Source organism: Mesorhizobium sp. M0051, assembly GCF_040323235.1.
Classification (GTDB): domain Bacteria; phylum Pseudomonadota; class Alphaproteobacteria; order Rhizobiales; family Rhizobiaceae; genus Mesorhizobium.
The window spans coordinates 63,162-86,058 of the sequence record NZ_JAMYUT010000002.1 but is presented as its reverse complement, the minus strand read 5'-3'; the positions used below and the strand labels follow the sequence as shown (position 1 = coordinate 86,058).

At 62.7% G+C, this 22,897-nt stretch carries 21 protein-coding genes; 10 read left to right on the top strand and 11 right to left on the bottom strand.

All coding sequences use genetic code 11. From position 1 onward, the window contains the following. Positions 1–29: 29 nt before the first annotated feature. Complete coding sequence (locus tag NKJ90_RS02290) at positions 30–461, bottom strand: TerB family tellurite resistance protein (protein WP_023757710.1); 432 nt, start codon at positions 459–461, stop codon at positions 30–32. Between the two features lie 117 nt (positions 462–578). Here NKJ90_RS02290 and NKJ90_RS02285 point away from each other — a divergent pair, with 117 nt between their 5' ends. From NKJ90_RS02285 to NKJ90_RS02270, 4 genes are all read left to right on the top strand, one after another. After that, complete coding sequence (locus NKJ90_RS02285) at positions 579–1,364, top strand: TSUP family transporter (RefSeq protein ID WP_023757711.1); 786 nt, start codon at positions 579–581, stop codon at positions 1,362–1,364. Positions 1,365–1,417: 53 nt separating this feature from the next. After that, complete coding sequence (locus tag NKJ90_RS02280) at positions 1,418–1,588, top strand: hypothetical protein (protein WP_023757712.1); 171 nt, start codon at positions 1,418–1,420, stop codon at positions 1,586–1,588. Positions 1,589–1,690: 102 nt separating this feature from the next. Further along, positions 1,691–2,521, top strand: a complete 831-nt coding sequence (locus NKJ90_RS02275) for a helix-turn-helix domain-containing protein (protein WP_023757713.1) — start codon at positions 1,691–1,693, stop codon at positions 2,519–2,521. 72 nt (positions 2,522–2,593) lie between these two features. Continuing rightward, positions 2,594–3,013, top strand: coding sequence for a VOC family protein (locus NKJ90_RS02270; protein ID WP_023757714.1), 420 nt, complete (start codon positions 2,594–2,596; stop codon positions 3,011–3,013). A gap of 8 nt (positions 3,014–3,021) precedes the next feature. Here the strand turns inward: NKJ90_RS02270 and NKJ90_RS02265 are convergent, their stop codons facing one another. Both NKJ90_RS02265 and NKJ90_RS02260 read right to left on the bottom strand, forming a co-directional pair. Beyond that, the gene (locus tag NKJ90_RS02265) at positions 3,022–4,497 is read right to left on the bottom strand and encodes a cobyric acid synthase (RefSeq protein WP_352485609.1); all 1,476 of its coding nucleotides are present in this window, start codon (positions 4,495–4,497) and stop codon (positions 3,022–3,024) included. Further along, entirely contained in the window at positions 4,497–5,111 is a 615-nt protein-coding gene (locus NKJ90_RS02260) for a dimethylsulfonioproprionate lyase family protein (protein WP_352485607.1), read from the bottom strand. The genes NKJ90_RS02265 and NKJ90_RS02260 overlap by 1 nt, the downstream gene beginning before the upstream one ends. A gap of 158 nt (positions 5,112–5,269) precedes the next feature. On the opposite strand from NKJ90_RS02260, the gene NKJ90_RS02255 reads away from it, so the two are divergent. Next, complete coding sequence (locus NKJ90_RS02255; RefSeq protein ID WP_352485605.1) at positions 5,270–6,436, top strand: isobutyryl-CoA dehydrogenase; 1,167 nt, start codon at positions 5,270–5,272, stop codon at positions 6,434–6,436. Positions 6,437–6,461: 25 nt separating this feature from the next. After that, positions 6,462–7,346, top strand: coding sequence for a 3-hydroxyisobutyrate dehydrogenase (gene mmsB / locus NKJ90_RS02250; RefSeq protein ID WP_023757718.1), 885 nt, complete (start codon positions 6,462–6,464; stop codon positions 7,344–7,346). A 303-nt stretch (positions 7,347–7,649) separates the two neighbouring features. Here the strand turns inward: mmsB and NKJ90_RS02245 are convergent, their stop codons facing one another. The 6 genes from NKJ90_RS02245 to NKJ90_RS02220 all read right to left on the bottom strand — a co-directional run bounded on the left by NKJ90_RS02245 (position 7,650) and on the right by NKJ90_RS02220 (position 13,866). Continuing rightward, positions 7,650–8,297, bottom strand: coding sequence for a cytochrome c oxidase assembly factor Coa1 family protein (locus tag NKJ90_RS02245; protein WP_023757719.1), 648 nt, complete (start codon positions 8,295–8,297; stop codon positions 7,650–7,652). An 81-nt stretch (positions 8,298–8,378) separates the two neighbouring features. Beyond that, positions 8,379–8,744 (bottom strand): hypothetical protein, encoded by a 366-nt coding sequence (locus NKJ90_RS02240; RefSeq protein ID WP_023757720.1) that lies wholly within the window; start codon positions 8,742–8,744, stop codon positions 8,379–8,381. Between the two features lie 141 nt (positions 8,745–8,885). Beyond that, entirely contained in the window at positions 8,886–10,265 is a 1,380-nt protein-coding gene (locus NKJ90_RS02235) for an aspartate aminotransferase family protein (protein ID WP_023757721.1), read from the bottom strand. 51 nt (positions 10,266–10,316) lie between these two features. Then, positions 10,317–10,457: a capsid protein gene (locus tag NKJ90_RS02230; RefSeq protein ID WP_084025154.1), complete on the bottom strand. Its 141-nt coding sequence runs from the start codon at positions 10,455–10,457 to the stop codon at positions 10,317–10,319. Between the two features lie 99 nt (positions 10,458–10,556). After that, positions 10,557–12,626 (bottom strand): prolyl oligopeptidase family serine peptidase, encoded by a 2,070-nt coding sequence (locus NKJ90_RS02225; protein WP_023757722.1) that lies wholly within the window; start codon positions 12,624–12,626, stop codon positions 10,557–10,559. 61 nt (positions 12,627–12,687) lie between these two features. Beyond that, complete coding sequence (locus NKJ90_RS02220; RefSeq protein ID WP_023757723.1) at positions 12,688–13,866, bottom strand: MFS transporter; 1,179 nt, start codon at positions 13,864–13,866, stop codon at positions 12,688–12,690. Between the two features lie 303 nt (positions 13,867–14,169). Between NKJ90_RS02220 and NKJ90_RS02215 the strand changes: the two genes are divergently transcribed. The 3 genes from NKJ90_RS02215 (at position 14,170) to NKJ90_RS02205 (ending at position 19,820) form a co-directional block, all read left to right on the top strand. Then, entirely contained in the window at positions 14,170–15,747 is a 1,578-nt protein-coding gene (locus NKJ90_RS02215) for a trimethylamine methyltransferase family protein (RefSeq protein ID WP_023757724.1), read from the top strand. Positions 15,748–15,884: 137 nt separating this feature from the next. Continuing rightward, positions 15,885–18,455, top strand: a complete 2,571-nt coding sequence (locus tag NKJ90_RS02210; protein WP_352485601.1) for a GcvT family protein — start codon at positions 15,885–15,887, stop codon at positions 18,453–18,455. Between the two features lie 9 nt (positions 18,456–18,464). Beyond that, positions 18,465–19,820 carry a M24 family metallopeptidase gene (locus NKJ90_RS02205; RefSeq protein ID WP_352485600.1) on the top strand — a complete coding sequence of 452 codons (1,356 nt, stop codon included), beginning with the start codon at positions 18,465–18,467 and terminating at the stop codon, positions 19,818–19,820. Here NKJ90_RS02205 and NKJ90_RS02200 read toward each other — a convergent pair. Further along, a complete protein-coding gene (locus NKJ90_RS02200) occupies positions 19,785–20,612 on the bottom strand; it encodes a phosphate/phosphite/phosphonate ABC transporter substrate-binding protein (protein WP_023757727.1) in 828 nt (275 codons plus the stop codon). The two genes, NKJ90_RS02205 and NKJ90_RS02200, sit on opposite strands and share 36 nt — an antisense overlap. An 81-nt stretch (positions 20,613–20,693) precedes the next feature. Further along, the gene (locus NKJ90_RS02195; protein WP_031259663.1) at positions 20,694–21,704 is read right to left on the bottom strand and encodes a fatty acid desaturase; all 1,011 of its coding nucleotides are present in this window, start codon (positions 21,702–21,704) and stop codon (positions 20,694–20,696) included. 229 nt (positions 21,705–21,933) lie between these two features. Between NKJ90_RS02195 and NKJ90_RS02190 the strand changes: the two genes are divergently transcribed. Beyond that, positions 21,934–22,791 (top strand): helix-turn-helix domain-containing protein, encoded by an 858-nt coding sequence (locus NKJ90_RS02190; protein WP_023757729.1) that lies wholly within the window; start codon positions 21,934–21,936, stop codon positions 22,789–22,791. Positions 22,792–22,897 lie beyond the last annotated feature (106 nt).

Sequence of the window (22,897 nt, the reverse complement as noted above, 5' to 3'; positions counted from 1 at the left end):
ACGTCAGCGAACCGTTGCCCAGGCAATGCCTAGCCTTCCGGCTTCACCAAATCGACCGGGTTGATATCGAGCAGGTCGAGCGTGCGGCGCAGCAGGCGCACCTCGCTCTCGGCCAGTTGCGAATCCGCCTTGGCGATGTCAGCCATATGGCGGGCCAATTGCTTGCGTCGTTCGATGTCGAGGTCGCGGAACAGCGCGATCGCTTGCGAGCCATTGGTCTCGTAGCCGAACTCGTTGAGATATTGGATGACGCTGTCGACGCTGGTTTCCGCAATTCCGAAGGCGTCCCTGCAGATGCGCCGGAAGGCAACCATCTCGCTCTCACTGACCGACCCATCGGCCAGGATCATGCGAAACAGCATCAGCAGTTCCGCCGACAGGACTGGATCGTCAGCCACCTTGCGCACGCCCGGGTCGCCGTCGAAGATCTGACGTATCTGGTCCAGCAATGCGAACGCCATCAGGGTCCCTTTCCGATTCCTCTTGAATAGAGGTAGCGCGGAATCGGTCTTGCGCAAACAGGGCGGTCGTGGTCGAACGCCCGACATCTCAGCCAGCCGGATCCCTCCATACATCAGATGATCGACCTTAGCATCCAGACCGTCACCATGCTCGCCTTCGCCGGCTTTGCTGCAGGCTTTGTCGACTCGATCGCCGGCGGCGGCGGACTGATCACCATTCCAGCACTGCTGCTTGCCGGTTTCTCGCCGGTCGAGGCGCTTGGAACCAATAAATTGCAAGGTATGTTCGGGTCGGGCTCGGCGACTATCCACTACGCGTCGAAGGGTCATGTCGACCTGCGCCGGCAATTGCCGTCGGCGCTTTTGGCCCTTGTCGGAAGCGCCATCGGTGCCTTGCTGGCAACGATCGTGCCCGGTGACATTCTGCGGGCGGCCTTGCCCATCGTGCTGATCGCCATCGCGGTCTACTTCGCATTCAAACCCAACATGAACGATGTCGACCGCGCCGAGCGCCTGTCGCCGTTCCTGTTCGGACTGACACTAGTGCCCGCCATCGGCTTCTACGATGGCCTGTTCGGGCCAGGCGCCGGCTCCTTCTACATGCTGGGTTTCGTGGCACTTGCCGGCTACGGCGTGCTCAAGTCGACGGCGCACACCAAGCTGCTCAACTTCGCTTCCAACATCGGCGGCTTCATCGTCTTCGCCGCGGTCGGCGTCGTCTACTGGAAGATCGGCCTGATGATGGGCATTGCCCAGTTCCTCGGCGCCCGCGTCGGCGCCAGCCTGGCCATGCGCATCGGCGCAAGACTGATCAAGCCGTTACTGGTGATCGTCTGTCTGGCGCTGGCCGCGAAGCTTCTGGCCGACCCGGCGAATCCGCTGCGTGCCATGATTGGTGTGTGATCACGTGCACTGATAGACTGCCGCTGTTCGAATCATGTTGCGAGGAGCCAAACATGAATCTTAGCGCACCCACCCAGATCGTTTTTATCATTTCCGTTGTTATCGCCATCATCGGCGTTCTCGCCGCGCTTGGCATTCTTGCGTTCATTCCACTCGCATCGGTGTGGATTGTTCTTATTGCTTTCATCGTGCTTGCCGGCGGCTGCTTGATGCGCGGCGCCTGACCAATTCCCTTGAAGTGGGGATGAAGAGCGCCCGGCCAAAAGCCGGGCGCTTTTGTTTCCGGCCCTGGATCTGCTAGATTTGACTTGGCGCAAGGATGGCCGATGCCAGTCGAGATGCAACTCCAGCAAGAGCAGGACCAATCCGTCGCCGGGCGGTTCGAGATGCGCCGGCGCCTGCCCGATCCTCGACTTCAGGGCATTGTGTCGGACATTTGCGGCTATCGCGAAATGGCGCCCGGCCATATGCGTAACGTCGAATACGCGTCGCTCACCGTACCCCTGGTCATCAGCTTCGCCGAAGCTTTCGCCATCGGGCTCGGCAAGGCGCCCGGCGACAATGACCGCTTCGCGAGTTTCGCCGCCGGTCTCTATGCCGGACCGGTAGTGATCGAATCCTTCGGCGGCGCCTGCTGCGTCCAGGTCAACTTCACGCCGCTTGGCGCGCGCCGTTTCTTCCGCCTGCCAATGAGCGAGTTAGCCGACAGCATGGTCGTTCTCGACGACGTGCTTGGCGCGCAGGGCATGGCGCTGCGTGAACGGCTCGGCAACGCGCCGGACTGGACGGCACGTTTCGACATGGCCGAAGCCTTCGTCACCGCTCGTCTCAAGAATGCCGCGGAAACACCCCTCGAAATCGCCTGGGCGTATGACCGCATCATCACATCCGGAGGCCGGACCCGCATTTCATCGATTGCAGAAAGACTGGGCTGGAGCCGCAAGCATCTCGCCAGCGGTTTTTCCAACGCCATCGGCATCGGCCCCAAGACGCTGTCGCGCATCGTGCGCTTCAACCGCGCGCTCGGCCTGTCGAGGCAGCAGACCGCCGACTGGGCGGATATCGCCGCCGATTGCGGTTATGCCGACCAGGCGCATCTGGTGCGCGAGTTCCGTGACCTTGCCGGCGAGACGCCGACCTCGCTTTCAGTCAGGTAACATTTCTTCAAGACGCTGGAACGGCCTTCGCCCAGAGTGGGGCATCGACCAACCCCATTGAAGGAGATCGACATGACCACCAGCAACGAAGCGCCCCGCCTCTACCCCGCTTTGCGCTACAAGAACGCGGCAGAGATGATCGACTGGCTGAGCGAGGCTTTCGGCTTCAGCGTCCAGGCCCGCTATGGCGAAGGCGATGTCGTGCACCATGCCGAACTGGTCTTCGGCTCCTCGATGATCATGCTCGGCACGGTGCGCGACGACGACTACGGGAAGATGGTCGGCGAACCCGGCTCAGGCGGCGGCAAGTCTATCTACATCGCCGTCGACGACGCCGATGCCGCCTATGCGAAGGCCAGGAAGGCCGGCGCCACGATCATCCAGGAATTGACGAACCGCGACTATGGCAGCCGCGAATTCATCTGCCGCGACCCGGAAGGCAATGTCTGGTCGTTCGGCACCTACTGGCCGAAGGCAGGCGAAAAAGCCTGAATTGGACCTTAGCGCGCCAAGCCAAAGATCGCGTCGCAGTCGAGATGGGTCTCCAGCTCGGCTGCGACCTCGTCCAAGGCCCGCTCGACCTCGGCCCGATAGTCGATGCCACCGCCCTTGATGCCGAGGCTTTCGAGGAATTTCCCGCGAAAGCCGTCGGCACCAAACAGCCCGTGCATATAGGTGCCGATCACCTTGCCATCGGCCGAGACTGCCCCGTCATCGACGCCGTTGATGACTGCCGACGGTCGCAGCGTATCCGGTCCGGTGGTGCGGCCGAGATGGATCTCGTAGCCTTCGAGCGGCAGGTCGAACAGGACCGAACGGGCGCTGACGTTGCGCACCGTCTTTTCTGGTTCCATCACCGTTTCGATGTCGAGCAGGCCGAGGCCTTCTGCCTCGGTGACGCTGCCTTCGATGCCGTCGGGATCGCGCACGATACGGCCGAGCATCTGGAAGCCGCCGCAGATGCCGACGACATGGCCGCCGCGCTTGGCGTGCGCGAGAAGGTCGCGATCCCAGCCGTTTTCGCGGAACTTCAGGAGATCGCCGATCGTCGACTTCGAGCCTGGAATGACCACCAGCCCAGCATCGGCTGGCAGCGGTCTTCCCGGTGGCACGAACACCACCTCGACCTGCGGCTCGGCCTTGAGCGGGTCGAGATCGTCGAAATTGGCGATGCGGCCAAGCATCGGCACGGCGACTTTCAACGCGCGCGCTTCGCCGGACGCCAGCCGTTCCAGCACCACCGAATCCTCCGAAGGCAGGCGTGACGCTGCCTTCAGCCACGGCACGACGCCGAAACAGCGCCATCCCGTGAATTTTTCGATCGACCTGATGCCGTCATCGAACAGTGAAACGTCGCCGCGGAACTTGTTGATGAGATAGCCGACGATCATGCGCCGGTCCTCTTCCGACAGGATCAGATGCGTACCGACAACCGAAGCGATGACGCCGCCGCGATCGATGTCGCCGACCAGCACCACCGGCACGTCGGCGCGCGTGGCAAAGCCCATATTGGCGATGTCGCGGCTGCGAAGATTGATCTCGGCCGGCGAGCCGGCGCCCTCGACGATGACCAGATCGGCGCCCTCGCCGACCTTGCCCCAGGAGTCCAGAACGGCATCCATCAGCCGGCCCTTCAGCGCCTGGTAGTCGCGCGCCCGCGCTTCGCCGAACACCTTGCCCTGCACGATGACCTGCGCACCGACATCGGTCTGCGGCTTGAGCAGCACCGGGTTCATGTGGACCGATGGCGCGACGCCACAAGCGATCGCCTGCAGCCATTGGGCACGGCCGATCTCGCCGCCGCCATGGTTGTTGTCACCCGGAATGTCGGCGACGGCAGCATTGTTCGACATGTTCTGCGGCTTGAATGGCCGCACCTTCAGCCCACGCTTTTTTGCCGCGCGGCAGAGGCCGGCGACCAGAACCGTCTTGCCGACATCCGAACCCGTGCCTTGCAGCATGATCGCTCTGGCCATCAGCCCCTGCCCTGCGTCACGGTTCCGGTGATGTTCGATTTCTGCGCCAGCGGCCCGCCGCGCCAGATGTAGAGCGCCAGCAACGGCTCTTTGCCGGTGCGCATGGCGTGATTGACGTTGGATGCGTGGTGGACGACCTCGCCGGCCATACGCGGGCAAAAAGCGCTCTCGCCCATGCGCCATTCGGTGCCACCGGTCAGCGGAATGTAGATTTCCTCGGCAACATGATGGTGGTCGGGATAGACGATGTCGGGCCCAAGGATCAGCAGGCCGGCGGCGACCTCGTCATTGGCGAAGTGGCCTCGCGTGCCGAACACTTCGAGCCAGCCGTAATTGTCGATGAACTCTTTTCCGAAATCCGCCTCGCTGTAGGTCTGCCCGCAGCGGAAATCGTTCCGATGCTCGGCAAGCAGCCGCACCAGCGGCTTGGCATCCGGCGGCGCCAGTTCCACGACGCGATCGAGATGGCGCAGGCAGGCAAGCGGATGCGGCTCCAGCGTGCGGGCGGGCATGTCCCAGCCGATCCGCGCCACGGCATCGCGCACCAGGGCGTGATCGACGGACGCAAGGTATGCGTGGAACTGCCCCAGCAAATCATCGAATTTTGTCGTCACGTCATGCTCCGGACAGGCATTGATGCACAGCCGCTCCCCAAATGGGCGGTTGATGGGTCGGGTTGCGCGGCGGCATCATTGGTCTAGATTGGGGCGCGCGCAAAGCCAAAAACGACGGGCCAGCGGGCTAGCTGGGCCAGCACATAGGGAGCACGCCAATGGACGCCTCGGTCGATGCGAGCACCAGCCAGTTCGAACTCAATGAGGAACAGCGCGCCATCCAGGAGATGGCGCAGGCCTTCGCCGCCGACCGCGTCGCGCCGAATGCGCTCGACTGGGATCGACGGAAACACTTTCCCGCCGATGTGATCCGCGAGACCGGGCCGCTTGGCCTCGGCGGCATCTATATCAGGGACGATGTCGGCGGTTCGGCGCTGGGCCGGCTCGATGCCGTGCTGATCTTCGAAGCGCTGTCGCACGCCGATCCGGCCTTTTCGTCGTTCATCTCGATCCACAACATGGTGGCCTCGATGATCGACCGTTTCGGCAATGAGGAACAGCGCCAGCGCTTCCTGCCGAAACTTACCTCGATGGAATGGCTGGCGAGCTACTGCCTGACCGAGCCGGGCTCGGGCTCCGATGCCGCGGCGCTCAAGACGCGCGCGGTCAAGAGTGGCGGCGACTATGTCCTCAACGGCACCAAGCAGTTCATCTCGGGTGCCGGCGACAGCGATGTCTATGCCGTCATGGTGCGCACCGGCACTGAGGGGCCGAAAGGCATCTCCACCATCGTCGTGCCGAAAGATGCACCAGGGCTCTCCTTCGGCGCCAACGAGCACAAGATGGGCTGGCACATGCAGTCTACCCGCCAGGTCATCTTCGAGGATTGCAAGGTGCCGGCGGAGAACCTTCTGTCGGGCGAAGGCGCCGGCTTCGGCATTGCCATGGCGGGCCTCGATGGCGGCCGGCTGAACATCGCCGCCTGTTCGCTTGGCGGCGCACAGTCGGCGCTCGACAAGGCGCTTGCCTACACTGCCGAGCGCAAGGCCTTCGGCTCGAAGATCAATCAGTTCCAGGCCTTGCAGTTCAAGCTGGCCGACATGGAGACCGAGCTACAGGCGGCGCGCATCTTCCTTTATGCCGCCGCTTCGAAGCTCGACCGCAAGGCGCCGGATGCCGGCAAATGGTCAGCGATGGCCAAGCGCTTCGTCACCGACACCGGCTTCAATGTCGCCAACGATGCACTGCAACTGCTCGGCGGTTATGGCTACCTGCACGACTACGGCATCGAGAAGCTGGTGCGGGACCTGCGCGTGCACCAGATCCTCGAAGGCACAAACGAAATCATGCGCGTCATCATCGCTCGCGCGCTGATTGGCCGCTGAAGCCAGCAACTCTGGGAGACAGACAATGACGACGATTGCCTTCATCGGCCTCGGGAACATGGGCAATCCGATGGCCGCCAACCTGGTCAAGGCGGGGCATGCCGTGCACGGCTTCGACCTGGTGCCGGAGAACCTTACCGTCGCGCGCGAGCATGGCGTGGTCGTCATGGCCAACGCACCAGCCGCGGTGAAGGGCGCCGACGTGGTGATCACCATGCTGCCGGCCGGCAAGCACGTGCTGTCGGTCTATCAGGACATCGCGCCCAAGGCGAAAAAAGGCGCGTTGTTCATCGATTCCTCGACCATCGACGTCGAATCGGCGCGCAAGGCGCATGCCGTTGCCGCCAAACACGGCCTGCTGTCCATCGATGCGCCCGTCTCGGGCGGCACAGGCGGTGCCGCGGCCGGCACGCTCACCTTCATGGCCGGAGGCTCCGGCAATGCCTTCGCCGCCGCCGAGCCGGTCCTGAAGCCGATGGCCGGCCGCATCGTCCATTGCGGCGGCGACGGCGCCGGACAGGCGGCAAAGATATGCAACAACATGATCCTCGGCATCTCGATGATCGGTGTCGCCGAAGCCTTCGTTCTGGCGGAAAAGCTCGGCCTCTCGCACCAAGCACTGTTCGATGTTGCCTCGACCTCGTCGGGGCAATGCTGGTCCTTGACCGCCTATTGCCCGGTGCCCGGCCCTGTGCCGACTTCACCCGCCAACAGGGACTACAAGCCAGGGTTTGCAGCGGCACTGATGCTGAAAGATCTGAAATTGTCCCAGGAAGCAGCACAAAGCGCGGGTGCGGTGACGCCGCTTGGCGCCGAAGCAGCCCAGCTCTATGCCTTGTTCAACGCCCAGGGACATGGCGGCGCCGATTTCTCCGGCATAATTAATTTTCTGCGCGGCAATCCAGCGTAACCAACGGACTTGGCGGGCTTTTTCCGATTTCCTTCGGCAGAAAAAATGCAAATTTAGATTTGCTTAAGCTCTCGATAACTCTGCGGTAACGATGTTCCTATAAAACGGATTGCGAGGCGGACATATCGCATCCGCCCGGCGCTCCGGATCAGGTCTCGCGTACCGGAGCCTGTAAGTTTCGACAAATGCCGTTGGTTTCGCAAAGTATTTGAGTAGCGAAGCGCCATGCGTATCTGGCAAAGCCGCGTTCCCGATGGAGCGCGGTTTTTGCGTTTCCGCCAGTTTATCCGCACTGTCTGGTTTTTATATTCCGATTGCCGCATTCGGGATCGGGACATGATCTTCGTTGATCAGCACGATCGGTGCATCGGCCCCCTCGAGCCTGACGACCAGCAGGCGCAGGCTCCACGTGCCGGCAGCGCGGACTGCGGTTGAGTAGACAGTGCCCTTGCCCTTGGCGCCGTGGACCGGAATGCTGAACAGGGCGTCGCCAGAACCATTCGCATTGATATTGAGATGGCCACCGACCCAGAAACTGTCGGCCGCCACATCATCACCGAGCGCGGCCTTCACGCGATCGTCGGCGCGAAGTCTGTCCATGGTCATGTGATAGGCATCGCTGCCTTTCAGGACGTAGGGGATGCTGCCGACCATCGTCGCACAACCGCCGATCCCGACCACCCACACGACAACGCCGGCGATTGCCCAGTTGCGTTGCGTCCTGCGAAACTGTTCCGCGTCGCGCCAGACGCGGTTCCGCCAGGCCCAGCGACTGCCGCGTGCACCCAACACGATGATCATGATGATGTTGACGAACGGGATCAGCGCCAGCAGCGCGATGAAGGTGCTGTTGCCGATGCCCCAGATCCAGTTGAGGAAGAAGGCGCCCCAATTCCAGCGGTCGAGTTCGGCTGGAATTTCAGCCGGCTGGTTGAGCGGTTGTCCGGCCATCGTGTCCCCCATCGGTAACTGTACCGACTGGTTCTAGCGCATGCACTCCTCGATGCGCAAAATCAAAGGTCTGCAACTCGGTCAGGTCTTGTTGGACAGTCGACGAAAATTCGCCTTCACGGCACGGCTTGCCGGCTTCAGCGCAGCGCTGATCGAGCGTTCCGCCGCAACACCGTTGAACAGCGACGGCGTGCGGCCGGAAAAGACCTCGGGCCAGAACCGCGATGCCGACTGCAGGAAAGACATTTGCGCCGCAAACGCGCCTTCGGCCATGGCGGCGGTCTTCTCGTTTACCGCACGCGCCGTCTCCGTGCCCCATGGCTGGCTGCTCCCGCCATCCATGGCCATCAGCGGCAGCCGCATCATCGCCACCAGCGGCGCCAGCATCAGATCACCGCCGATGCTGGCCGCTTGTTGCGTCCGTCGGCTCTTGCCGATCTTTCTCATCCAGACAAACCCCTTGTCGCGGCCGAATCAGCCGCTGCCCCACACACTACGCGATGGGGATGCATTTCGTTCACTCGCCGCTTGATCATGTTGTCGAGACCGGGCGCTCCTGCCGAGGAACGCCCGGTCGGGGCTCGAGCCCTACCGCTTGCGCAGATCGGCTTGCGCCAAATCCAGCGCCTTCGAGATGCGCTCGCAAGCCATATCGATCGTATCACGGGTCCAGATCAGCGGCGGCGACAGGATCATCGTGTCGCCTGTGGCGCGCAGCATCATGCCGTGCGCGATGGCGTGGTCGCGCACGGTCACCGCCGCGCTTCCCGCCGGCAGGAACCGCTCCTTGGTCGCCTTGTCCTTGACGATCTCGATCGCGCCCATCAGCCCGATCGAACGCACCTCGCCGACCAGATCATGCCCGGCAATGCGCTCCTGCAACGCCTTGGCGAAATAGGGGCCGGTATCGTTCCGGACGCGGTCGACCAGCTCTTCTCGCTCGATGATCTCGAGGTTCTTCAACGCCACGGCGCAGGCCACCGGGTGGCCGGAATAGGTGTAGCCGTGATTGAACTCGCCGCCCTTCTCGACCAGCGTAGAGGCTATGCGGTCGCCGACCAACAATGCCGACAGCGGCTGATAGCCGGAGGTCAGGGCCTTGGCCGTGGTGATCGTGTCCGGCTCGATGCCGAGCGTTTGCGCGGCGAACCACTCGCCGGTGCGGCCATAGCCGGTGATGACCTCGTCCAGCATCAGCAGGACATCATATTTGCGGCAGATGCGCTGCACCTCCGGCCAGTAGCTGACCGGCGGAATTTTCACACCGCCTGCTCCCATGACCGGCTCGCCGATGAAGGCAGCAACCTTGTTGGCGCCGGCTTCGAGGATCGCGACCTCGACAGCCCCGGCCGCGCGCAAGCCGAAATCATGATCGCTCTCGCCCGGCAGCGCCAGCTCATAGGCATAGGGCATCATCACATGGACGATGTTGGGCACCGCACCGCCGAGCTGCTTGTGCATGGCATCCATCCCGCCGAGCGAGGTGCCGGCAACGGTCGAGCCGTGATAGGCCATCTTGCGCGAGATGATGCGGTTCTTCTCCGGCTTGCCTTCCAACACCCAGTAATGGCGCACAAGGCGCAGCGCCGTGTCGTTGGCTTCCGAACCGGACGAACCGTAGAACACCTGGCTGACGTTCTTCGGTGCGATTTCCGCCAGTTTTTGTGACAACAGCACCGGCGTCGGCGTCGAACATTTGAAGAAGGAGTTGTAGTAGGGCAGCTCCTTCATCTGGGCATAGGCTGCCTCGGCCAGTTCGTCGCGCCCATAGCCGACGTTCACGCACCACAGCCCGGCCATGCCGTCGAGGATTTCAGCCCCCTCGGAATCATAGATGAACGGCCCATTGGCGCGGGTGATGATACGCGAGCCGACTTCGCGCAGTTCCCTGTGATCGGTGAACGGATGCAGATGATGCGCGGCATCGATCTGCTGAAGCTGCTTCAGCGAATAATTCTGATAAGTCATGGATCTGATCTTTCCTCTGGATTCTATCCGGCCCAAGCCGGGGCGAATGCGTCAGAGGCAGACAGGTGGCGAATAACCGATGCGGGCGCACAGCCGCAAAAGCTCGGCGCGCAGCGTGCGCGGTGACGGTGTCACCGCGACCCGCAATGCGCGAAGCCCGAATGCGCCAGCCAATGTCCCTTCGAGAGCCATGGATGGCACCTTAGAGCAATTTCGGGAAAAGTGTGAAACGGTTTTCCCGGAGGAAAGTGCGTAGTGCTCTTCCTCGGGAATTGCATCAAAATCTGCCGTCTATGCCGTTCCACCCAGCGCCCTTTGCAGGAAGACATATTTCATCGCGGTCTGCGCCGCCTGCGGCCGGCGGTCGCCTCGGCCGCCATGCCCACCCTCGGTCTCCTCGAAGAACATCGTCTTGGTATGACCGGCTTCCTGCAGACGGGCGGCCATCTTGCGCGCATGTCCGGGATGGACCCGGTCGTCGGCGGTCGAGGTGGTCAGCAAAACCGGCGGATAGGCAGCACCGGCATCGACATGCTGATAGGGCGAATAGGCGGAAAGCCACTTCGCGTCTTCCGGTTTCGACGGGTCGCCATATTCGGCCATCCAGGAAGCACCCGGCGGCAATTCAGTGTAGCGCAGCATGTCGAGCAGCGGCACCTCGATGATGACGGCACCGAAGAGTTCGGGGCGCTGCGTCAAGGAAACGCCGGTCAGCAGGCCGCCATTCGAGCCGCCCTGGATGCCGAGCGAGGCTGCTGTCGCAATCCCGCGTCTAACGACGTCTTGTGCTACTGCCGCAAAATCGTCGAAGCCGTTCTGGCGATTGCCCTTGAGCGCCGCCTGATGCCAGGCCGGGCCAAACTCGCCGCCGCCGCGGATGCAGGCCTGCACATAGGCGTTGCCCTTCTCCAGCCACAGCCTGCCGCGCACGCCGGCATAGCCAGGCAGCAACGGCACTTCGAAGCCCCCATAGCCATAGAGCAGCGTCGGCACCGGACTCTTCTGGTCGCGCCGCCTGACGACGAAATAGGGGATCATCGTGCCGTCCTTCGAGCGCGCCTCGAACTGTTCTGAGATCAGCGGCGAGGCATCGAAACGCGCCGGCTGAGACTTCACGGTTGCCAGTGTCTCGCCATTGTCGTCCGACCAGATGATCGAGCTCGGCGTCAGGAAATCGGTGAAGGAGAACGACACACTCGACCCGAACTGCTCGGCATGGCTGATGCCTACATTGCCGTTTTCGGGCAACGCGACCGGTTTCAGCGACCAGCCGCCCTCCTTGCGCTCGCAGACGACGACCTTGCCGCGCACATTGTCCATCAGGTTGATGAACAGCCGGTCCTGCGTGCGGGCAATGCCGGCGATGGACACCCGATATGCCGGCTCCAACACGGTTTCCACCGGACCGAGCGTAGCGGTCTCGACCCAGAGCGCCAGATCCAGCGAATAGAGGCCATCAGGCTTGCACAACGTGCCATCGGGCGCCGTCCACGGGCTGCGCAGGCCGAAGACGAGCTGATCCCTGAAGATCGCGGTGTCGGTCATGTCGTCCGGCACCGGCAGCTGTTTGTTTTCGCCGGACGGCAGCCGCAGGAAGATGTGCGAAGCGAAGAAATTCAGCGTCCGGGCCAAGATCAAATAGCGCCTGTCGCCGTCGAACTCGACAGCTGCGCCAACGGCGAGATCCTCTTTCTGCGCCTCGAAGATCGGTGTCACGTCTTCGAGCTTGGTGCCGCGCTTCCAGAGCTTGATCACGCGCGGATACCCGGACTCAGTCTTGTCGGCCTCCTCGAACGCCGCCGAAACGATGACCGTGTCCTTGTCCAGCCAGCTGAAACCCGACTTGGATGCGGGCGCGCGAAACCCACCTTCCACGAAGGATTTCGTTTCGATGTCGAATTCACGCATCTCGCTGGCGTCGCCGCCATCCGGCGACATACTCACCAGACAGCGATTGAAGTCCGGATAGAGTCGGCTTGCGCCTCCGAACACCCATTTGATCCCCTCTTTCGCCGCAAGCTGGTCGAAGTCGATGATCGTTTCCCAGTCGGGTTTTTCGGTTTTGTAGGAAGCAACCGTCGTGCGGCGCCAGAGGCCGAGCACATTAGTCTTGTCCTGCCAGAAATTATAGACATGGCCTTTGAGTGATGCGCCGACTGCAATGTTGTCTTCGGCCGTCATCAGATCGAGCGCGGTCTGGAACGACGCCTGATAGGAAGGATCACCCTGCAGCTCGCCAACCGTGACCTCGTTCTGGCGATGCACCCAGTCAAGCGACTGCGCGGCTGTCCTGTCTTCCAGCCAGAGAAACGGATCGTTGGTCTCGGTGGCGGATCCTGGTTTTTGGATGGGCTTGGTCATGAGGTCTCCGATAAACGCGTCGCTTTGGGGATTGCCAACATCGATATGCTATGTCCGATATTCAATATGTTCGGCGCACAATTGAGGCTTTCCGCCGGCCAGCCAGGCTCGCGATGGCCAGCGCCAGGCACATCAGGCCGAGCGTGATCGGCAGCCCGCCGGCGCCCAGAATATCCATGGCGCCGCCCGCCAGCGGCGGCACGGCGATGCCGCCGACGCCCCACATCAAGGAGAATGCTGCGTTGCCGGCGACCAGTGTCGAGCCTGTGAAGCGCTCGCCGAGCTCGATGATCGACATCGTGTAGATGCCGTAGGAAACAGCACCCCAGACGAAAATCATCGGCCAGATCAGCGGCGTCTCGATGAGCAGCGGCAGAAGCACGCAGCCGAGCACCGTCAGCGCAACACAGGCAAGCCGCACCAGGTGTGCGGAAAGCCTTTCCGCCAGCAATCCGAGCGGCACCTGCATGGCGATGTTGCCGGCGATCATCAACGACAACAGCGCTGACATGCGGGCTTCGGCGATGCCGTGATGAGTGCCATAGACCGGCAGCAGGGCCAGCGCGCCCTGTTCGAAACCGGCGGCCACGATGACGGCAAACAAAAGCAGCCACGCCAGCGGCACGAAACCTAGGACGGAAACCTGATGCCCGGCCTCGTCGACCTTGGGCAAGCGCGGCAGCACCGAGGCCAGGCAGATGCCGCATAGCACGAAGGCGAAAATGCCGACGAGGAATGGCGGCCAGCCCTCCGTGCCGACGGCAAGCAGGCACAGCGGGCCAGCCGCGAAACCGGCCGAGATGATCGTCGAGTAAACGCCCATGACGCGACCGCGTCGCGCCGGCGGCGCCAGCGCGATCACCCAGATCTCGCTCAGCACGTAAAGCGGATTGGTGACGACGCCGATCAGGAAGCGCAGTGGAAACCAGAGATAAACATTCTGCGTCCAGCCGACCAGCGCCAGCACAACCGCAGAAAGCGCGGCACAAATGAGCGCCGTACGCCCTGCCCCGAACCGCCGCGCCAGCGACGGGATCAATGGCGACGACACGATGAAGCCGATCGGCGTCATCGCCGCCGAAAGGCCGATCATCGCTGGAGAAACGCCCTGGCGCTGCAGGATGAAACTCAGCAGCGGATAGGACAGGCCCTGCGCGATGGCGAACACAGATACGGTCGCGATCACGCCGGTGATACCAGCCCACTGCATCGTCTCGTCGTTCGATTCCGCCAGGTTCATTGTGCGCACCGCTATCGGGGTTGCAGGATTATCGATTGAGCTACGTGGTGGTCGCGACCATGCCGTCATCCGTGTGAAATGTGCTGGCCATCCGGCCGGCAAGCCCGACTGGCTACCGGTTCGATCCGGGGAAAGGAAGGGCCGGCCGGCGAAATCCGTTTGCGCCAACGGGGCAACGCATTTGGCCGCGCAACTGCCGTTCCGGTATGTCGCTTCCCTAGCCCTAGTGGTCGCCGCCTCCGCAATGGCTGGACAGCCGCCGGTCCATTATGCCGCCCGCTATCGCATCGTACGAGGACCACCATGACCGCCGCCCTACAACCAGCAGAACCGGCATTGGCCACCGATCGTGCCCGCCGCGGCGGCCGCGCCGGAAAGCGCGCCGGCGGCTCGGCCGCGTTCGAGCAGCCGGCTTTCCGCCAACTGAAAAACCCGCTGGCGCCGACCAGGCTGGTCTCCGACGACGAGCTGGAGTCGATCCACCTCGCTTCGTTGCGCGTGCTGCGGGAAATCGGCGTCGACGTTCTGCATGACGAAGCCCGCCGCATCATGAAGGCACATGGCGCCGACGTGCGCGACGGCAGCGAGCGCGTGCGCTTCGACAGCGACATGATCCTGGATCTGGTGTCGCACTGCCCGTCGGAATTCACCATCCATGCCCGCAATCCGGCGCACAATGTGCGCTTCGGCGGCAACAATGTGATCATCTCGATGATGGCGTCGGCGCCCAATTGCTCCGACCTCGATCATGGCCGCCGGCCCGGCAATCAGCAGGACTATCGCAACTTTCTAAAACTCGCACAGATGCACAACATCCTGAACTGCACGGGTGGCTATCCGGTCGAGCCGACGGATATCCATCCGTCCGTGCGCCACCTCGAATGCATCCGCGATCTCAGCGTGCTCACTGACAAGGTGTTCCACATCTATTCGCTCGGCAAGGAGCGCAATGTGGACGGCATCGAGATCGCAAGGATCGCGCGCGGCATCAGCCACGAGCAGCTGCTCGAAGAGCCGTCCGTCTTCACCATCATCAACACCAATTCGCCGCTCAAGCTCGATGTGCCGATGATGGAAGGCATCATCCAGATGTCGAGCAAGGGCCAGGTCGTCGTCGTGACGCCGTTTACCCTGTCGGGTGCCATGGCGCCGGTCACCATCGCCGGCGCGCTGGTGCAGCAGAACGCCGAAGCACTGTCCGGCATCGCCTTCGCCCAGATGGTGCGCAAGGGCGCGCCGGTCGGCTACGGCGGCTTCACCTCCAATGTCGACATGAAGTCCGGCTCGCCGGCCTTCGGCACGCCGGAATACATGAAGGCGCAGCTCGTCGGCGGCCAGCTTGCCCGCCGCTACAACATCCCCTACCGCACCTCCAACACCTGCGCCGCCAACACGGTCGACGCCCAGGCGGCTTATGAAAGCGTGTTCTCGCTGTGGGGTGCCATCCAGGGCGGCGGCAATCTGATGATGCATGCCGCAGGCTGGCTCGAGGGCGGCCTGCGCTGCTCCTACGAGAAGACCATTCTCGACATAGACCTGCTGCAGATGGTGGCTGAATTCCTGACCCCGCTCGACCTTTCCGACGAGGCGCTTGGCTTCGACGCGATCCAGTCGGTCGGTCCCGGCGGCCATTTCTTCGGCACCCAGCACACGCAGGACCGCTACAAGACCGCGTTCTACTCGCCGATCCTGTCCGACTGGCGCAATTACGAGACCTGGGCGGAAGCCGGCTCGCCGACGGCACTCGAAAAGGCCAACAAGGTCTGGAAGGAACGGCTCACGTCCTACGAAGAGCCCTACATGGACCCGGCCATCCGCGAGGAACTCAACGCCTTCGTCGCCAAGCGCCGGTCCGAGGGCGGCGCCCCGACCGATTTTTGATCATCTGTGTTGTTGATGAACAGTCGACCCCCCCTCCGTCGAGCGGCGCTCGACACCTCTCCCCCGATCGACGGGGTAGAGGAAGGGCGCACGCCGCTCTCAATCGATTCATTCCCTTCAAAAACGGACCTATCTAGATGAAATCTCATGTAAAAGCGGTTGTGATCGGCGGCGGCGTCGTGGGCTGCTCGGTTCTCTACCATCTGGCCAAGGCCGGCTGGACCGACATCATGCTGATCGAGCGCTCGGAGCTTACCTCCGGCTCGTCCTGGCACGCGGCCGGTGGCTTCCATACGCTGAACGGCGACCCCAATGTCGCCAAGCTGCAGGCCTACACGGTGCAACTCTACAAGGAGATCGAGGAAATATCCGGCCAATCCTGCTCGCTGCATCTGACCGGTGGCGTGATGTTGGCCGATACGCCCGAACGCATGGACTTCCTCCGCCTTGCCCACGCCAAGGGCCGCTATCTCGGCATGGACACCGAACTGATCACCCCGTCCGAAGCCAAGGCGATGTTTCCGCTGATGGACGAAACCAATTTCGTTGGCGCCATGTGGGATCCGGTCGAAGGCCATCTCGATCCGTCCGGCACGACGATCGCCTATTCCAAGGCGGCCAAGAAACTCGGCGCCGAGATCGTGCTGCGCAACCGCGTCGTCGAACTGACGCAGGAGGTCGACGGCACCTGGAATGTCGTCACCGAACAGGGCACGGTGAAGGCCGAGCATGTCGTCAATTGCGGCGGCCTGTGGGCGCGCGAGATCGGCCGCATGGTCGGCGTCGAACTGCCCGTGCTGGCCATGGAGCACATGTATCTCCTGACCGAGCCGATGCCGGAGGTCGAGGAATTCAACAAATCGACCGGCCGCGAGATGATCGGCGTGCTCGACTTCAAGGGCGAGATCTACACGCGCCAGGAGCGCAACGGTATCCTGCTCGGCACCTATGAGAAGGCCTGCAAGCCGTGGTCGCCGGTCAACACGCCGTGGGATTTCGGCCACGAATTGCTGCCGCCCGACCTCGACCGCATCGCGCCGTCGCTGGAAATCGGCTTCAAGCATTTCCCCGGCATCGAGAAGGCCGGCATCAAGCAGATCATCAACGGCCCCTTCACCTTCGCGCTGGACGGCAACCCGCTGGTCGGCCCAGTGCAGGGCCTGACCAATTTCTGGTGCGCCTGCGCCGTCATGGCCGGTTTCAGCCAGGGGGGCGGCGTCGGCTTGGCGCTGTCGAACTGGATGGTTCATGGCGATCCCGGCTTCGACGTATGGGGCATGGATGTCACCCGCTTCGGCGAATGGGCCGGGCTGCGCTACACCAACGCCAAGGTGCGCGAAAATTATTCGCGCCGCTTCTCCATCCGCTTCCCCAATGAAGAACTCCCGGCCGCACGCCCGGCGCAGACAACGCCGCTCTACGACATCATGCTGGCCAACAACGCCGTCATGGGTGACTCCTGGGGTCTCGAGACACCGCTCTGGTTCGCACCGAAAGGCCAGGAGCCCAGGGATATCGTCTCCTTCCATCGCTCCAACGATTTTGGGCCGATCGGCGAGGAAGTGCGCGCCACGCGTGAGCGTGTCGGCGTCACCGAGATCGCCAACTTCGCCAAATACGAAGTGTCGGGACCGGCGGCGGAGGACTTCCTCAACCGGCTGATGACCAACCGCATGCCGAAGACCGGCCGCATCGTGCTGTCGCCGATGCTCAACGAATTCGGCAAGCTGATCGGCGACTTCACCATCGCCAAGGCCGCTGAAGACCGCTTCATGATCTGGGGCTCATCGGCGGCGCAGAAATACCACATGCGCTGGTTCGAGAAGCATTTGCCGAAGGACGGTTCGGTGCGCATCCACCGCTTCGACCAGACGCTGGTCGGCCTGTCGATCGCCGGACCGAAATCGCGGGATTTGCTACAGAAGCTGGTCGATATCGACATCTCGACCAAATCCTTCCGCTTCATGGATTTCCGCGAGATGGCGGTCGGCGGCGCGCCGTGCCTGGTCAACCGCATCACCTACACCGGCGATCTCGGATATGAGATCTGGATGGCGCCAACCTACCAACGCCTCGTCTATCATCAGATCAAGGATGCCGGCGAGGAATTCGGCCTCGTCGATTTCGGCATGCGGGCTCTGCTGTCGATGCGTCTTGAAAAGAACTTTCCGACCTGGTTCCGCGAGCTGCGGCCGATCTACGGACCGTTCGAAGGGGCGATGGACCGCTTCATCAAGCTGGAGAAGAACGATTTCATCGGCCGCGAGGCTGCCGCCAAGGAACACGCCGAGGGGCCGAAACTGCGCCGCGTTTCCTTCATCGTCGATGCCGCGGATGCCGATGTCATGGGCGACGAGCCGATCTGGGCCAGGGTCAGCAAGGATTACGGCACGGTTGAGAAGCCGCATGGCTATGGCGCGCCGCGCTTCGACACGGGCGGTAAGGAGATACGCGGCTCCAAGGCGGCCGAAGGCGCTTCGGCCGTGCGCGGCATCGTCGACGGCGACTGGCGCGTGGTCGGCTGGGTCACGTCGGGCGGCTATGCCCACTATGTCAGGAAGTCGATGGCGCAGGGCTACGTGCCGGCGGCTCTTGCCGAGGACGAAAGCGCGGGCCTGTTCGAAATCGAAATCCTCGGACATCGGCGCCCGGCCCGCATCAATGTCGCAGCACCCTTCGATCCGAGCGGCGAAAAGATGCGGACCTGAGGTTCGATCATGGACAGCGCGGGGCCAAAGGGCAGCTTTGGCCGGCATCGCAAGATCATGCCGTTCGAGCCGGGCTCGATCGAGGCGCTGCGCGACGCCTCCCGGCAGAAGGCGGCGGCGCTCAACCGGCATGTGCTGGGCTATGGCGCGCAGGCGGAGGCTGAATGGGCCGCGGCAGGCATTGCCGCTCCCGATCTGCCTGCGATGCGTCAATACCGGCTGGAGCGTATCCGCGCCGAGTTGAGGCGCCGCGGCTATGCCGGCGCCCTGCTCTACGACCCCGTCAACATCCGCTACGCGACGGACTCCACCAACATGCAGTCGTGGGTGGCGCACAATCCGACGCGGCATTGCTTCGTTGCCACCGACGGACCGGTGGTGCTGTTCGACTATTTCTCCTGCGAACACCTCTCCGACCATTCCGGCATCGTTGACGAGGTTCGCCCCGCTGTGTCGTGGATGTACCTCTATAGCGGCGAGCTTACGGAGCAAAAGGTCCGCCGCTGGGCCGCCGGCATCGCCGATCTGGTTCGGGAACATGGCGGCGCCAACAGCCGCATCGCAGTCGACCACATCAACCCTGAAGGCGTCGAGGAACTGGCGCGCCTTGGCGTTTCGATCGGCAATGGCGAGGCGGTGATGGAGAATGCGCGGCTGATCAAGTCGCCGGACGAAATCCTTGCCATGCGCCGCGCTATCGCAGCCTGCGAGGCGGCGATGGGGGAGATGGAACAGGCTCTGAAGCCAGGGATTTCCGAGAATGAGCTATGGGCCGAACTGCATCGCGGCAACATCGCCCGCGGCGGCGAATGGATCGAGACGCGGCTGCTGACGTCAGGCCCGCGCACCAATCCGTGGTTCCAGGAATGCTCGTCACGCAAAATTGTATCAGGCGATCTCGTCGCCTTCGACACCGACCTGATCGGTCCCTACGGCTTTTGCGCTGACCTATCGCGCACATGGCTGTGCGGCGATGCAAAGCCGTCCGACGAGCAGCGCGAGCTGTTTCGCATCGCCGCCGGCCAGATTGAGCACAACACGCGATTGTTGCAGCCCGGCATGTCGTTCCGCGACCTCGTCGAGCACTCGGCGGTGCCACCGGGAGACAGCTACCCGGCTCGTTACGGCGTGCTCTATCACGGGGTCGGTCTGGCCGACGAATACCCGACCTTGCCGCATGCCGGCGACTGGACGTCGGATACGCCGGATGGCGCGCTGGAACCGGGAATGGTGCTGTGCGCCGAAAGCTATATCGGCAGGCTTGGCGGGCGCGAAGGCGTGAAGATCGAGGAGCAGATCCTCATCACTGAGACCGGCAACGAGCAGCTTTCAACCTATCCGCTTGACCAGCGGTTGCTCGGGTAGGCCGGCAAGCGCCTCGCGCAGTGAGGTTACCGTCTTTTCCGGTGTCGTTGCGGCGGTGATGTAAGGCAGGCCCTTGCGCCGTCCCGTCCAACCAACGACCCTTACTTTCCGAGCTGCTGGCTCGAAGCGCTGCGCCAGCACCCAGCTCTCGCAGTCGATGGCCGCGACATCGGCCTTGCCCTCTGCAATTGCGACGATCGAGGAACGGTGCCCGCCGCTTTTGCTGCGCGAGGCAAAGAGGTCAAGGCTCTCGCCCATCGCCTCCAGGTCGCGCGTCAGTCCGATCAGGCCGGACATGGAATCGAGATTGTTGAAGGTGAAGCGCTTGCCGCGGATGCGATCGAGCGGGATCAGCGGGCCGCCGTCAGCTGGCGAGGCAACCGATGGCGCGCCATCCGCCAGCATGACGATGGCGCTGGAGTAGAGCTCGCCCTGCCCGCCTTCATAGCCGTCGTAGCTCGGCTGGCCGATCACCTGCACATGCCTGGACAGGCCAAGCTCCATCGGCCCCCAGCAGGTCTGCGCGAACAGCAGCGCCGGGTGCAGCCACAGTCTGTGAAAATCGAGTTCGTCCGGCGGCAATGTCGCCGGGTCGGACGCGATCAGTGCTCCCTGGGCATCGTGAATCCCGCCCGGCATCGGCGGCAGGTCACCATTGCGGCGCACGATGGTTTCCGGCGCGTCGATGGCCTTTTGCCGGAATGCATCGCGCAATCCCGCCCATTGAGCGTCGATCTGGGCGCGCACTTCAGGCCAATCATACATCGGCAACGCCGCAACCAATTCACTCATGACCGAATCTGACCACTATGTCTGGACTGAAGGGAACCGATCCCAGCCAGTCAATCAGGCAGCACCTGCCTGCCGCAAAACTCATTCCTTGGGCGGCTCGGCGGGAACCGGCGCGCTGCCAAGCCCGCTGATGCTGCGCGCCCTTACGCGCGGCTTGAACGCCCTGCCGGGCTCCGCTTGGCGCCGCAGTACCGGGTGCACGACCGGCTCCTTCGCCTTGAAGGCATAGGCCTTGATCAGCGCGAAATAGTTTGGATAGGCATAGCCATTGTTCATCCGCAGCCACTCGTCGCGACGGTCGCGAAACAGCTTTGGAAGCTGGTACCAGGCTACTGTCGGGCTCTTGTGGTGGATGAAATGCAGATTGTTGTTGAGGAACAGGAACGACAGCGGCGAGCGCTCGACGATCACCGTGCGGCCCTCCGGGTGTTCCGACCATTGATGCTCGGCAAACGTACGGATCGAAATCAGCGACTGGCCGAGCCAGACCGGCACGAGAATGTAAAGCCACAGCGGAATGCCGAAGCCGAACTGGACGATCGGCACCACGATGGCAAGCCCGATCGCGTGCAGCAGCCAAGCTCTGCGGACCACCTTCTCGCCGGCGATCATTTGCCTGGTGTCGTCGATGAAAAAACCGATGCATGACAGCCAGGGGCCGAGCACCAGACGGCCGGTCATGGTGTTGTTGATCCTGAGGAGAAACTTCATCGTCGGCGGCAGCTCTTCATGCTGCCACAGCGCCTGATAATAGCTTTCCGGATCGTCCAACGGGTCAGTCAGCCGCTCGTCGGCGTGGTGGCGCAGATGTATGGTCTTGAAGCGTCGGAACGGCCAGACCAGGCCGATCGGCAGGAAGACGAAGGCTTCGTTGACCCGCGCATTGCGCGTCGGATGACCGTGCAGCACTTCGTGCATGATCGAGGATTGGAGTGCGGCGGTGAAGGCGAGGACGGCGAGCGCGGGGATGGGGTATGATGGCCAGAGCAGGAAACCGGCGGCTAGCCATGTTGCGTAACAGAAGAAAGCGAGAGCCACTGTCGGCCATTCGATAGCCGGTATGCTTTGTCGCCTGATGCTCTTGCCCGTCATGCTATCGACCACTGCCCCTCAGTCGCCGGAACCCCAACTGGTTCCTGACAGCATTGTGTCAGGAGAAATGATTCCACTCAACGCGACAAAGTGCACAAGCTGTTGCGATTGCGCATTTTTGACCGCACATGTTATACATTGTAAACAGACTTAGGGATTCATTTACGCCTAGGGAGCGCTCGAAGACGCTTCGGCGCAAATTTTTCCTCAATCGGACCGGAGCACCGATATGGACAAGCGTGATCTGTCGACCATCTTTCGCGAACGCCTGAAAATGCTCTTGACACGCTCCGACCTCAATCAGTCGGCTTTCGCGACTGCGGTCGGCATCGATCGCTCGGCGCTGTCGCAGTTGCTGTCAGGCGCCTCGACCCGCCTGCCTCGCGCCGAGACGCTGCTCAACATCGCTGCCGAGTTCAAAGTGTCGCTCGACTGGCTTCTCGGCCTCAGCCAGGACGAGGGCCTCACCGGCGAAATCCGCGAGAGCCTCGAGATCGAGGAGGCACCCGATGGCTTCGATCGCACGCTGCTGGCCAAATGGCATGCCGAGGCCGCCGGCACCAAGATCCGCTACGTGCCGGCCGGCATTCCCGATCTCCTGCGCACCGAAGCGCTGGTCGAGTACGAAGCGGGCATCACCAACAAGAGCCGCCTGGCGCAGGCCGGCGAAACGCAATACCGCATCGACTATAACAGGCGGCCGGAAACCGACATGGAAGTCTGCATGCCGCGCCATACGCTGGAGATATTCGCGCGCGGGCTGGGCGTCTGGGATCGTTTCCCGGAAGCCGATCGGCGCGCCCAGCTGCTGCACATGGCGACCCTGCTCGACGATCTCTATCCGGCATTCCGGCTGTTTCTCTATGACGGGCGGATGCGCTATTCGATCCCCTACACAATCTTCGGGCCCTATCGCGCCGCCATCTATGTCGGCGACATGTATCTGGTGCTCAACGCCACGCAGCCGATCCAGACGCTGATCCAGCATTTCGACAATCTGATCCGCGCCGCCGACATCAACGCGCACGAGGCGGCAGGCTTCGCGCACAGACTGGCCGGCATGTCGTTCCCATCAGGCACTGTCTGAGCCTCGGGATTATGATTCCATGGGCGGACTGGATCCTGCCGTCACTGCTATTTCATTGACTGCACATAAAGACTTCTTTATATCCTTATTCGAATTCGAAACATGA

What these genes read in the sequence shown, in the direction of transcription:
- NKJ90_RS02265 (WP_352485609.1), bottom strand. Translation starts at nt 4,497, where the DNA reads ATGGCCAGAGCGATCATGCTGCAAGGCACGGGTTCGGATGTCGGCAAG.
- NKJ90_RS02230 (WP_084025154.1), bottom strand. Translation starts at nt 10,457, where the DNA reads ATGGCTCTCGAAGGGACATTGGCTGGCGCATTCGGGCTTCGCGCATTG.
- NKJ90_RS02240 (WP_023757720.1), bottom strand. Translation starts at nt 8,744, where the DNA reads ATGAGAAAGATCGGCAAGAGCCGACGGACGCAACAAGCGGCCAGCATC.
- NKJ90_RS02215 (WP_023757724.1), top strand. Translation starts at nt 14,170, where the DNA reads ATGACCGCCGCCCTACAACCAGCAGAACCGGCATTGGCCACCGATCGT.
- NKJ90_RS02290 (WP_023757710.1), bottom strand. Translation starts at nt 461, where the DNA reads ATGGCGTTCGCATTGCTGGACCAGATACGTCAGATCTTCGACGGCGAC.
- NKJ90_RS02205 (WP_352485600.1), top strand. Translation starts at nt 18,465, where the DNA reads ATGGACAGCGCGGGGCCAAAGGGCAGCTTTGGCCGGCATCGCAAGATC.
- NKJ90_RS02270 (WP_023757714.1), top strand. Translation starts at nt 2,594, where the DNA reads ATGACCACCAGCAACGAAGCGCCCCGCCTCTACCCCGCTTTGCGCTAC.
- NKJ90_RS02225 (WP_023757722.1), bottom strand. Translation starts at nt 12,626, where the DNA reads ATGACCAAGCCCATCCAAAAACCAGGATCCGCCACCGAGACCAACGAT.
- NKJ90_RS02210 (WP_352485601.1), top strand. Translation starts at nt 15,885, where the DNA reads ATGAAATCTCATGTAAAAGCGGTTGTGATCGGCGGCGGCGTCGTGGGC.
- NKJ90_RS02235 (WP_023757721.1), bottom strand. Translation starts at nt 10,265, where the DNA reads ATGACTTATCAGAATTATTCGCTGAAGCAGCTTCAGCAGATCGATGCC.
- NKJ90_RS02255 (WP_352485605.1), top strand. Translation starts at nt 5,270, where the DNA reads ATGGACGCCTCGGTCGATGCGAGCACCAGCCAGTTCGAACTCAATGAG.
- NKJ90_RS02190 (WP_023757729.1), top strand. Translation starts at nt 21,934, where the DNA reads ATGGACAAGCGTGATCTGTCGACCATCTTTCGCGAACGCCTGAAAATG.
- mmsB (WP_023757718.1), top strand. Translation starts at nt 6,462, where the DNA reads ATGACGACGATTGCCTTCATCGGCCTCGGGAACATGGGCAATCCGATG.
- NKJ90_RS02220 (WP_023757723.1), bottom strand. Translation starts at nt 13,866, where the DNA reads ATGAACCTGGCGGAATCGAACGACGAGACGATGCAGTGGGCTGGTATC.
- NKJ90_RS02200 (WP_023757727.1), bottom strand. Translation starts at nt 20,612, where the DNA reads ATGAGTGAATTGGTTGCGGCGTTGCCGATGTATGATTGGCCTGAAGTG.
- NKJ90_RS02195 (WP_031259663.1), bottom strand. Translation starts at nt 21,704, where the DNA reads ATGACGGGCAAGAGCATCAGGCGACAAAGCATACCGGCTATCGAATGG.
- NKJ90_RS02280 (WP_023757712.1), top strand. Translation starts at nt 1,418, where the DNA reads ATGAATCTTAGCGCACCCACCCAGATCGTTTTTATCATTTCCGTTGTT.
- NKJ90_RS02285 (WP_023757711.1), top strand. Translation starts at nt 579, where the DNA reads ATGATCGACCTTAGCATCCAGACCGTCACCATGCTCGCCTTCGCCGGC.
- NKJ90_RS02275 (WP_023757713.1), top strand. Translation starts at nt 1,691, where the DNA reads ATGCCAGTCGAGATGCAACTCCAGCAAGAGCAGGACCAATCCGTCGCC.
- NKJ90_RS02245 (WP_023757719.1), bottom strand. Translation starts at nt 8,297, where the DNA reads ATGGCCGGACAACCGCTCAACCAGCCGGCTGAAATTCCAGCCGAACTC.